Raw genomic sequence first — 11,258 nt, 5'->3', positions numbered from 1 at the left:
TAAAAATGATGTCTGTTGACTCATTTGTTATCCGCTTCAAACGTCGGGGAGACGTTTGAAGCATAATTTACTAGCGAAATTGACATTCGCAAATTTGTTTAACTCTGAAATCTAATTTCAAAGTACTTACACATTTGATTGTCAAAACTTTATTCAGTTTTCAAAGATCTACGTTGTTGTTAACAACTTAATATGTCGTAACAACATTTATTAACTATACTCGCTTTAGTTTAATAAGTCAACAACTTTTTAAATTAATTTGAATTAGTTATTTAATTAAGTGTTGCTTTGTTTAATTAACTTTTTGGTTAATGTCACGAGACAACTTAAATATGATACCGCGATTTCAAGTACATAGCAACCCCTTTTTTCAAAAAAAACACAAAAAACTTATTTATCGTGATAAAGATTGTTATATCAACGTTTCTAACGGTAAATTCTCAACATTTAACTACGATGTAAGTAAAAAAACAGCTCGGTATTATTTCTACCAAGCTGTTTTTATGATTCTATTTAGATCGTTTTTAAGTAAACTTGCTTAATCTCGATTTGAGCCACCAAAGATTTGCAACAGACTCAAGAAGATGTTAATGAAGTCTAAGTATAATGTAAGTGCCCCACTAACAGCTAAGCCCATTTCCGTTGATTGGTTACCAAATTCAAGGTATAAGCGTTTCATCTTATTAGTATCGTATGCTGATAATAACGTAAAGATAATCACTGAGGCCCATGAAAGGACTAATGTAATTACAGAATTGTGTAAAAAGATATTAACCACTGAAGCTACAATCAGTCCAATTAACAACCCAAACAAGTGCGTGCCTAACCCAGCCATGTTCCGTTTTGTGAAGTAACCGTATGCTGACATCCCCACAAAGATTGCTGCCGTGCCCACAAAGGCGCCTAAAATTGACGCACTGGCGTAAACAGCAAAGATAAATGACATCGTCAATCCGTTAACAACCGCAAACAATACTAAGAGCGGTAAAGCCGCCAGCGCATTACGCATCGCCTTGGTATTAACTAAAACAACTAGGACTAATTCAAAAATCATCAATCCGTAAAACATAAAGCGGTTATCGGCTAAAGCCATCATAACTTGTGGAAACATTGTTGCTGTCACATAAGCCGTCGCTCCTGAAACCAATAAAGCTAACGCCATGTACCGGTACATTCGGCGGAAGAAACCGCTCAAACCGGCAACATCGACGCTTTGGGTTTGCTGTTCATTAAAGTAACTCATATTATCATTATTCATCTAGTGTTCTCCTTTATATCATTACTTTACATAATCATACCTGAAATAACCTAAATAGACAAATCACTTATTTAGTTAATAACTTTTTGAAAATGGCTTCGTATTTTTGTAAATCTCCTGCACCCATGAAGACATAGACCGCATTATCAAACGCCAATAGTTGGTCCATCGTATCCTCATGCAAGATACCACCAAAATTAGCCAATTGGGCACCAATATCAGCTGACTTAATGTCACCACTTGTTTCCCGGGCTGATGTAAAGATTTCAGTTAAGAACACTTTATCCGCTTCACCAAGAATTTTGACATAGTCATCAAAGTACGCTTGGGTCCGTGAAAAGGTGTGCGGTTGGAAAATCGCCACAATTTCTTGAGTTGGGAATTTTTGGCGTGCTGCATCAATCGTTGCTTTAATTTCGGATGGGTGGTGTGCATAGTCATCAATCATCACGCCATTACTTAATGGAGTTACTTGGAAGCGACGTTTTACCCCAGAAAATGAAAGTAATTCGGCTTTAACTAATTCTAAATCAAGTTTTTCAAAGTAAGCCACCGCAATTACGGCTAACGTATTCAAAATTCCATGTTGGCCAAATTGATTAGTTTTAAATTGACCTAAATGTTCCTCATGGTAATAAACATCAAATGTTGCCCCAGATTGATCTCGGACAATATTTTTCGCTTGGAAATCATCAGTTGCATCCAATCCGTAATAATAAACCGGAATATCGGTCTTTAATTGACGCAATTGAACATCATCCCCCCAAGCAAAAATCGCTTTTTTAACTTGGTTAGCTAAATCTTGGAATGCTGAACGGACATCATCAATCCCCGTGTAGTAATCCGGGTGATCAAAATCAATGTTGGTCATAATCGCATAATCGGGCGTGTAATCCATAAAGTGCCGGCGGTATTCATCCATTTCAAAAGCAAAGAAGCGCGCATCCGGCATTCCCTTCCCGGTACCATCCCCAATTAAGAAGTTAGTTGTCGCTACCCCTGACAAGACGTGCGCCAACAAACCAGTGGTACTAGTTTTACCATGGGCACCGGCCACCCCAATTGAAGTTGTTTCATTAACTAATTGTTCAACCATTTCAGGATAAGTCTTAATCGTCAAGCCCATTTCAATTGCTTTGGCAACCTCAACTTGATCATCTTCAAAAGAATTACCGCGAATAATTGTCCAACCAGGAGTTAAGTTAGCCGCATCAAAAGGCAACAGCGGAATCCCAGCTTCTTCTAATGGTGTTTGAGTAAAAGTATATTCAGTAATATCTGAACCTGCTACTTCGTATCCTTGATCATGTAAAATCAAGGCAAGTGAAGCCATTCCTGACCCCTTAATTCCAATAAAATAATATTTGTTTGTCATGGTGACAATAACTCCTTCTACTCTGCATTAATTAAAATATTATCTTTACTGCTATTCATCCCACATCGACAATTAATAGCAATAAAAAAAGAGTAACCGGTCTGATTACTCTCTAAATCATAGCACAATCTAAGTTGAATGCACTATCAAGATTAGCTAAAAAGGCCTTGTGCTTTATCAAAGTCTAAAGCTTCACCGACTGCTTGGAAATCAGTTGGTAAGATTAAAGCACCAGGGACTTGTGGGGCATTTGGTAATTGAAGTTCACGACCGGATACGATCATACCGTTTGAAGGTACCCCACGTAATTCACCGGGCCAAATAATCAAACCACTTGGCATCATTGCCCCAACTTTAGCAACAACAACATAAATGTCAGCTTGCATATTAGGTGAACCAGATACGATTTGTTCGTATTCATCCGCACCAATCTTAGTTTTGGTAATTTGTAAGTGGTCTGAATCAGGGTGAGGCATGACACTTTCAACATACCCAATCACAAATTTAGGCGTTTGGTCATTAACCAATTCAGCTTCAAAGCCAACTGCCACGAGTGCCTCGTTTAATTTATCAATTTGATCATCAGTTAAAAATACTTGCCCACCATCTTTTGGTAAATCAAGTAAATTACTGATTTCAAAGAAATTAAATCCAATCGTTGCTTGTGTTGCTTCATCAAAAAGGCGGACAATTTGGCCCTTCTTTTCACTGCTTTGTGTTGCCACATCGGGTTGGAGCAACAACATTAAGGTATCACCAACGTATTGGGGGTTGTAACTTGCAATTAACATCTCGTTTCCTGCCTATTTAAGTATTTGAATAAAAAAAGTTGGCACACCAACTTTTGCGTCCAACTTTTAGTTTAGTGGTAAGTGGTATGCTTTTCAACTAAAAAACACACTTCCACACTGATTTTTTATAAACCATCAATGAAGCTTTCAACTTCAGCTTGCGTTTTCCGGTCTTTATTAACAAAACGACCTAATTCTTGGCCATTTTCAAAAGCAATAAAACTTGGAATACCATAAACATCAAGTTCAGCACATAAATCAATGTTTTCATCACGATCAACGGTGATAAATTCAAATTGACTGTACTTTTCTTCAATGGCTGGCATTGCTGGCTTGATGAAGCGACAATCTGGGCACCAATCGGCTGTGAAGAATAAAATAACTTTTTTATCCGCGATTTCAGTTAACAAAGCGTTTTGATCCATTTTTGGTAAAGTTTTCATAACAGTTCTCCATTTACTTATTTTTTGTAACTAAATTATAGCATAGCGAGCATAACTTTCAAGCTTAACGACCAATAATTGTATCAACCGCACTCTTATCAAGGTTCACGGCTAATTGTTTAACTAATTCTTTGGCCGCTTCAAAGTCTCGAATTGACCACATTGTTTGGTGCGTGTGGATATAACGTGATGCCACCCCTAAGGCAACTGATGGCACTCCATGGGCTTGTAATTGGGCTGCTGATGCATCAGTACCGCCTTTTGAAACAAAGTATTGGAACGGAATGTTATTTGACTCGGCGATATCAAGGACAAATTCTTTTAATCGTAATGGCATCACCACACCAGGATCAAAAACCCGTAGTAAGGTTCCTTCATCAAGGTGCCCTTGGTGATTAGTCTTACCATTAATATCATCGGCCGCTGATGAATCAATCGCAAAGAAAATGTCAGGGTTTAACATATTAACTGCCCCGTGGGCTCCTCGTAGACCAACTTCCTCTTGCACATCTGCTCCCATAATTAAGGTATTCGGTGTTTGAACATCTTTAAGGGCATCAAGCGTATCCAACACGGTCACCATTCCAAAACGATTATCCCAAGCTTTAGAAATCACCCGTTTTTTATTAGCTGTCATCACTGTAGCGACTTCTGGCACAATGAAATCACCTGGACGTACACCAAATGCGTGGGCTTCTTCAGCTGAAGTAAAGCCAGCATCAAATAAAATATCATCAACTTTAGGTGTACCATTCACACCACTGTTCCCCCGTAATAAATGGGGTGAGACTGAAGATGACACCACTGGCATACTGTCATGCCGAGTGAATAATGTAAAACGTTGTGATGAAACCACATATGGATTCCAGCCACCAACAGCTGCCACGTTGAATAAGCCCATTGGCGTAATATTAGTCACAATAAAGCCAACTTCATCCATGTGGGCCGCAAACATAATTTTAGGTGCATCGGCGGCTTGGTTATGTTTAATTCCAAAGATCCCCCCTAACCCATCTTGCTTAACTTCATCTACTAATGGCGTTAAGTCCGCTTTAAACAAATCGCGCACGTGATGTTCAAACCCACTCGTACCTTGGGCTTCAGTATATTTTTTAACTCGTAAAAAATCTTTTTCGTCCATTTTTTACAATCCTCATTTCAATATAATCGACTAAATTGGGTGGACTACAACCAACAATAACGTCACCGTCATTTAGCTATTAGCCTTATTTTACCGCATATAAAAAATTAAAAAAATACGAAATGATTACAAAGCATTTTTTTAATTTATTTTTATGTGAGATTATGCTATTTTATAATTTAGATTGGGAGATGGCAGGAGAAAATTTATCATGAACAAAAAAGGTTTTGGGATTATCGCTGGAATTATTGGAAGTATCGGTGTCGCCGCTGCAATTGGCAGTAAGGGTGCCCAGGAAAAGTCCGTCGCTAAGACTCATGCCAAACTTATTAGCAAAATTCATGATGAATTTACGAGCTATGGCAAAATTGAAGGTACTTGGATTACCCGTGAAACTGAAACATATTTCGCTAACAGCACTAGCTACACTGTTTATAATGGTGGTGTAACGCTCCGTAAAAATAGCGAATTAGAACAATATCGATTAAAAATCGATGCTAAAACCTTGGCGATTGTCCTACAAGAAAAAATATTATAATTTGCAATTATTAAAAAGGATTGTGCCATAGCGCTCCAGAAGGACGATATATTCAAAATACGACAAAATCCTCTATGAAGAATTTTCTTCATAGAGGATTTTTAGTGTGTTTTTTGATATCGCCCGACTGCTGTTACAGTGCTTGATTTATTCTAAATTTTTAGGATGATAAATCATCCGTTTATCTAATGCATAAACCCGATCTGAAAACTTTCCGGGCTCTGTTTGTTCAACCGTATGCGTAAACATTTCGATACTAGCATCTAATTCGTCCAATTGGTGTAACACTTCTGCTTCAAGTAACGCAGGGCGAACTGGCGAACCATATTCAAGTAACCCGTGATGTGCTAAAACCACATGGCGCAACGCCAAAATACTTTCCGAATTTTCATCTAATTGGAGATCTTTTACAGCTAATACGATTTCGGCATCCGCAATCGCAATATGGCCAAGTAAGTTACCCGCCACTGTATACGACGTACTTACTGGACCCGATAACTCAATGGTCTTACCAATATCATGTAATAAGGCCCCGGCTAACAGTAGACCTTGATTAATTTGTGGATATAATGGCACAATACCTTGCGCCAAACGAACGATTGATAGCGTATGATACGCTAACCCACCAGTATAGGAATGATGATTTTTCTTAGCAGCTGGATAACTATAAAATTGATCATGATGCTTTTGTAACAAATACCGTACAATCCGATTCCACTCAGGATTAGTGATGCTGAACAAAACTTGATTAATTTCAGTTTCCATACGCTGCCGCCGAATTGGAGCGGTGGCGATAAAATCACTCGGCTGTAATTTGGATTCTGCAGTAACTGCCTTAATATTGGCAACTTTTAGCTGCGGTTTACCTCGATACATTTGCCGTGTTGCATGTAGTTGCACAACTGTGCCCGGCACAAATGTTTGGATTTCTGTTGGTGTTACGCCCCAATACATTCCATCCATTTCACCAGATTTATCTTCAAAAATTATTGCTAAGTACGCTTTACCGTTTTTGGCAGTCCGATTAACAACTTCTTTTAGTAAAACCGGGATATTCATTTGTTCATTAAGCTTAAAGTCATGCAACAATTTTTCATTCATTTTAATCTTCCACCGTTCTTTTCTGTGACTAATTTATAGAGCAACAATCTGCGGTGCTGTAAAATCTGTTAAAACAACCGTGTTAGATGTAAAATAAATGACTTGCTGATTAGCACTTAAGTCGAGCATCAATCTATGCATACGCTTGACACGTCGAGCATCGAAATTAACAAAACCATCATCAATAATAATCGGAAACTCAATCATGTCAGCTAAAACTTGCGCAAAGGCAATCCGAAACGCTACATACAATTGTTCACTGGTACCTTTGGACAATTCTGCTAAAGTGTAACGTTCTTCAGTTGTTGTTACTAAGGCTATCATATTACTTTCCATTTTAATTGCAACAAAATTTTCACCAGTGAGCTCTTGAAAATATTTTGTTGCTAGCGCTAAAATTTGTGGCATTCGTTGCTGTGACGACTGTTTAAGAGCTTCATTTATCCACTGAGCGGTTAATTGTTTGATCATAAAGTTTTCTAAACTTATTAGAACATCATGTTGTAAATTTGCCATTTGTTGTTCAACTTCATTAATGGTCCCGTTGCTAACTACTTTCAAATGTTGCATTTGTGAAGTCTGCAATTGTTGTTCGAGGGCCTCTAATTGCACCGTTGCTTGGGTCAATTGCATATTAGTCGCTGTAACTAATTCTGCGACTGGGGTAGTTAACCCAGCAAGGCGCTCAAGTTGCTGTGGTGTAAATTGCTTTTGCATAGCCATTAATTCTTGATTCTGTTGCGTATCAACATTTTGTTTAACCAATTGTAAATGAAATTCAGCTTCATCCATTAAATTAATACTTGCCAAAACGGTTTGCATTTCGCGTTGAATTTGTGCTAATTGTTGTTGCCGTTGCTTGTAGTACTGTTCTTGATAAACCTGATCAGCTTTACCTAGGGCATTGGCTTGCTGTTCCGCTGTAAACTCATTAATCACTTGATTGATTTGTTGCAGTTGATTACTAAACTCGGCCGGATCACTAGTATACTCCACTTGACTCAGTGTTAATGCATTAATCTTTCGTTGTTCTGCTAAAATAGTTTGTTCTAAATCAGCAAACTGCTTTTGCGTTACTTCTAGCTGCTCTTGAACCCGTATTAATTGGGCTTGCGCAACTTGCGTTTTAGTTGGTGCGGGCATCGGTTGACTAGGCGTCATTTTAGGTGCTTGCATTTGACGGCCCACAGCCCAAATAATCACCATCGCGACTACCGCGCCAATTAATTTAACCACGATGTTACCTGGAATAAGTAACAAGCTCGCAATTCCAACCGCCACCGCCCCAATGGTCCATTTACTACTGCTATTGGTTGCTGCACCATCTTCTGGACGTTGCCGTTGCATGCTTGGTTCGTTGGGGCCGAGTTGAGCGGCAATGATTTGATATTGATTCTTCAACTGTGCAAGTTGCTGTTGCACCGCCCGATAATTAGCTGCTAACTCAAATAACAAGCCTAGACGTGGCTGAATTTCTTTAAGATGTTGGGCTAAGCTTTCCGTTTGAGCATCGCCGGGGTTATTTGTTTGTAAATTTTGCTCAAGCTGCGTTATTTCTTCAATTAAATTCGTTTTTTGAAATTGTAATTGTTCAAACCGCACCTTGGTATCTTCATTGATTTTTGGTTCGTGCTTAGCTTGTTTTTGCTCAAGCTTGCGCATCTGTAAATATAGTGGTTCTAGGCGCGCCAATTCATTTAATTCTGCTAACTTGGTCTGCTGTGTCGCAAGCTTGGCCTTTAAGTTTGCAATTGCTTGGTGTTGCGTTTGTAAACTTTCCAAACTAGCAAAATAGGTTGGTAACTGGCGCTGAATTTCCATTTGATTGTCAGCCGTCCGCCGGTACTCTGCCAACAAACCATTTAACGGTCGTTTACCATTTTTAGAATTAGCGGCAAATAAGGCTTGGGCTTCTTTTTCAAATTGATCAGCGACTTGTAACCAACCAGTCGCCCCAACGGCCCCAATTTTGAGCAATCGTTGTTCGAGTTCGTTCGGGGTTAAACTGCGAACTTCCGCCAATTCATCTGCACTAATGGCATAAATTTGTTGGAATGTTTCACTTGTGATGGGGCCTAAAATACTATCCAAAATTGGTTGCGGATTTGGATAAGCTTCATTCGTCGCTAAATCAATTAATTCCAGTTCTGTGTTCGTACGATGACGCCGGATTAACCGATATTTTTTGCCATGATGGTTAAGGATTAACTCCCCACCATAGATGGCTTGTTGTTTGGGTTCATACGTGTTGATGAATTTACTTTTCTTACTAGCAAAACCAAATAACATCCCGTTAATAAATGCCATTAATGTTGATTTACCGGCCTCATTTTCACCATAAAAAACTGTCATTGCATTCGGTAATGTAAATTCTTGATTGATCCATTTACCAAATCCATATATTTTAATTGCTTCAATCTTCATCCACAAAATCCTCGTTTAAGTATAATTCTAAAAGTAATTTAGCTCGATGTTGTAATTGTGCTTGGACTTCGGGCTGATCAAAGTAACTTGTAACAAAGGCTTCGGGAACATTTTTTAAACCGGTAACATGTAAATTCTCAGGAGTAAAAACGATTTTTGCGGCCGCGGCCCACGCTTCATTATCTAAGCCAGCTAATGCTTGATTTTGCTCTGGTTGCCGTAACGTTAAATCATTAATCCATAGATTTGTAACCCCACTTGCCCGTAATGCTTGATTAAGTTGGGTGACTGTCGCCCCATCAAGTAACCGAAGTTCCAAAAGATGTGGCAGGGCAAATTCACTAACCAGTTCTAATCGAGTCATTACTAATGCCGCGGGCCTATTTGCAAATGCTTGGAGCTTGGGTAAGAGTAATTGTAGCAAGTCAGCTTGTGTGGCAACCATGGGAATTTCTAATGTAACAAGCTCCCACGTTACATTCGTACTTGGAATAAATTCTGGGATTAACGTATCACTTTGACTAGTTACTAAGTAAAACCCTTTGACCCCCGCCTCTTTAATATTTTGACCTTGTAAGTTCCCTGGATAAATAATAAAAGGCTGTTCCGCCAAAACTTGGCGCTTATGAATATGCCCAAGGGCCCAATAGTCATAATGTTTGGCTCGCATTTCCGCAATACTAAATGGTGCATACGGTCCATCAACCGCCCCATGATACATCCCAATTTGAAAATCAACTTGGCCCTTCATTGGAAATTGATCAATCACTTGCGTTTGGATATGTTGTTGTTGATAACTAAAGCCCACGATATTAACCGTTTCACCTTGCTGCGTTGTTTGTTGTTTAATCGTCACATCACCTGAAAACAGTGTCACATTGGTCCCAAAATCAAAACCGGCGATTGTTTGATTAAAATCATGGTTACCAAAACTAAGATAGACCATAATATCTTGCGTCGCTAATCGTTTGAATTGCACCACTAAAAAATCTAACACTTGGACACTTTGATGTTGGGTATCAAATAAATCCCCCGTAATCACGATAAAATCAACCGTCTGGGCAAGCGCATAATCGATTAATTGGATAAAACTAGTAAAAGTTGCCTGTTCAACTTGTTGCATTAAGTTGTTAGGCACATTATTTAAGCCCGTAAATGGATGCCCTAAATGGACATCGGCAGTATGAATAAATTTCATTTTGTGAATCCTCATCTTAAAAATCAAACACTTGTTCGTCTTTTAATTATAGCAAATTTTAGTTGGTCTTAACGGTATTTCCTTAAAAACGAAAAAATTCGAGTGAACTTTACCATTCCTCGAATTTTTTCGTGTAAGACACTTATTCTTTAATATTACGTTCGCCAAACCATTTTTGGTTTAACTTAGCTAATTGACCATCGGTGCGCATCTTGGCAATGGCAGCATTAACTTTACGTTGCAAGGTTTGATCTGATTTACGAATTCCAACTGCAAATTGATCAACGGGAAAGCCGCTTTCAACAATGCGATATTTACCTGGATTTGGTAAATGACTGACATAATAATCGGCATACACGCGATCAATTAAAACCCCTTGAATCCGTCCAGCATTTAAATCATTCATTGAATTCATGAACGTATCATATTGAATTGCTTGGTGATTACTAATGTATTGTTTCAAGACTTGGGGTTGCGCATCTAAATCAGTTGCCCCGGTTGAAGATGATTGGACGCCTAAAACTTTCCCCTTCATATCAGCTGACTTCAAGATATCATTACGTCGTAAACTAACTAATACCTGGCCATTGGCAAAGTATGGTTTTGAGAAACCTACGACTTTTGCACGTTCTGGCGTATATGAATACCCATTCCAAATTAAATCAATCGTTCCATTACGGAGTTCAGTTTCTTTCATTAACCAATCAATCGGTTGAAAATTAACTTTAATCCCATATTGTTTAAAGACGGCCCGCGCCAAATCAACGTCATATCCGACAATTTGGCCTTCTTTATTTCGAAAACCCATCGGTACAAAAGTATCATCAAGCCCGACCGTAATACTCTTTTTTTGTTGGTATGCACGCCAATTATCATCATGGTTAAAATCGTGACCGATTGAAACCCCACGACCAACAATGATAAACAACCACAAGATGGCAATCGCAAATCCAGCGACACTTGGCAAAATTCGTTTTCTCATTGGGCCT

The 11,258-nt window shown here is 38.7% G+C and carries 10 protein-coding genes; 1 reads left to right on the top strand and 9 read right to left on the bottom strand.

Translation table 11 applies throughout. From position 1 onward, the window contains the following. Positions 1 to 538 precede the first annotated feature (538 nt). The 5 genes from LQZ76_RS05155 to pepA form a co-directional block, all read right to left on the bottom strand. Positions 539 to 1,258 (bottom strand): Bax inhibitor-1/YccA family protein, encoded by a 720-nt coding sequence (locus LQZ76_RS05155; protein ID WP_230098697.1) that lies wholly within the window; start codon positions 1,256 to 1,258, stop codon positions 539 to 541. Positions 1,259 to 1,325: 67 nt separating this feature from the next. After that, on the bottom strand, positions 1,326 to 2,633 hold the full coding sequence (gene murC / locus LQZ76_RS05150) for a UDP-N-acetylmuramate--L-alanine ligase (protein WP_230098696.1): 1,308 nt from the start codon (positions 2,631 to 2,633) through the stop codon (positions 1,326 to 1,328). Between the two features lie 152 nt (positions 2,634 to 2,785). Beyond that, positions 2,786 to 3,424: a YtpR family tRNA-binding protein gene (gene ytpR / locus LQZ76_RS05145; RefSeq protein ID WP_230098695.1), complete on the bottom strand. Its 639-nt coding sequence runs from the start codon at positions 3,422 to 3,424 to the stop codon at positions 2,786 to 2,788. Between the two features lie 125 nt (positions 3,425 to 3,549). Then, positions 3,550 to 3,867 (bottom strand): thioredoxin family protein, encoded by a 318-nt coding sequence (locus LQZ76_RS05140; RefSeq protein ID WP_230098694.1) that lies wholly within the window; start codon positions 3,865 to 3,867, stop codon positions 3,550 to 3,552. 64 nt (positions 3,868 to 3,931) lie between these two features. Continuing rightward, positions 3,932 to 5,008 carry a glutamyl aminopeptidase gene (gene pepA / locus LQZ76_RS05135; protein ID WP_230098693.1) on the bottom strand — a complete coding sequence of 359 codons (1,077 nt, stop codon included), beginning with the start codon at positions 5,006 to 5,008 and terminating at the stop codon, positions 3,932 to 3,934. Between the two features lie 211 nt (positions 5,009 to 5,219). Here pepA and LQZ76_RS05130 point away from each other — a divergent pair, with 211 nt between their 5' ends. Next, complete coding sequence (locus LQZ76_RS05130) at positions 5,220 to 5,546, top strand: hypothetical protein (RefSeq protein WP_230098692.1); 327 nt, start codon at positions 5,220 to 5,222, stop codon at positions 5,544 to 5,546. Between the two features lie 147 nt (positions 5,547 to 5,693). Here LQZ76_RS05130 and LQZ76_RS05125 read toward each other — a convergent pair whose 3' ends face one another. From LQZ76_RS05125 to LQZ76_RS05110, 4 genes are all read right to left on the bottom strand, one after another. After that, on the bottom strand, positions 5,694 to 6,647 hold the full coding sequence (locus LQZ76_RS05125) for a 3'-5' exoribonuclease YhaM family protein (RefSeq protein ID WP_230098691.1): 954 nt from the start codon (positions 6,645 to 6,647) through the stop codon (positions 5,694 to 5,696). A gap of 33 nt (positions 6,648 to 6,680) precedes the next feature. Further along, positions 6,681 to 9,071, bottom strand: coding sequence for an ATP-binding protein (locus LQZ76_RS05120; RefSeq protein ID WP_230098690.1), 2,391 nt, complete (start codon positions 9,069 to 9,071; stop codon positions 6,681 to 6,683). After that, positions 9,061 to 10,269: a metallophosphoesterase family protein gene (locus LQZ76_RS05115; RefSeq protein WP_230098689.1), complete on the bottom strand. Its 1,209-nt coding sequence runs from the start codon at positions 10,267 to 10,269 to the stop codon at positions 9,061 to 9,063. The genes LQZ76_RS05120 and LQZ76_RS05115 overlap by 11 nt, the downstream gene beginning before the upstream one ends. Positions 10,270 to 10,411: 142 nt before the next feature. Next, positions 10,412 to 11,251, bottom strand: a complete 840-nt coding sequence (locus LQZ76_RS05110) for an amino acid ABC transporter substrate-binding protein (RefSeq protein ID WP_230098688.1) — start codon at positions 11,249 to 11,251, stop codon at positions 10,412 to 10,414. Positions 11,252 to 11,258: the final 7 nt, after the last annotated feature.

It is taken from the genome of Periweissella ghanensis, assembly GCF_918814755.1.
In the GTDB taxonomy this organism is placed as follows: Bacteria; Bacillota; Bacilli; order Lactobacillales; family Lactobacillaceae; genus Periweissella; species Periweissella ghanensis.
This window is presented reverse-complemented; position numbering and strand designations above follow the sequence as displayed.